At 70.9% G+C, this 203-nt stretch carries 1 protein-coding gene; it reads right to left on the minus strand.

The genetic code is table 11. The annotated features are described in order from the left end of the window. On the minus strand, positions 1-203 hold a 203-nt coding region (locus tag BZL64_RS38965), incomplete at both ends, for an ATP-binding protein (RefSeq protein ID WP_167396103.1).

A 203-nucleotide genomic window follows, 5' to 3' on the forward strand; every position in this document is an offset into this window, starting at 1 on the left:
TGACGCCCATCCGGTCGGCGGGTATCGAGTCGAAGTCGAAGCCGGGACCGCGGTCCCGGACGGACACGAAGACCGTCCTGCCCTCGACCTCGGCGTAGACCTGTACGGCGCCGCCCTCGCCACCGTACTTGGCGGCGTTGACCATCGCTTCGCGCGCGGCCTGCATCTGTGCGGTCAGCCGCTCGTCGAGCGGGCAGTCGCCG

The sequence above is a fragment of the Streptomyces bobili genome (genome assembly GCF_002154575.1).
Classification (GTDB): domain Bacteria; phylum Actinomycetota; class Actinomycetes; order Streptomycetales; family Streptomycetaceae; genus Streptomyces; species Streptomyces bobili.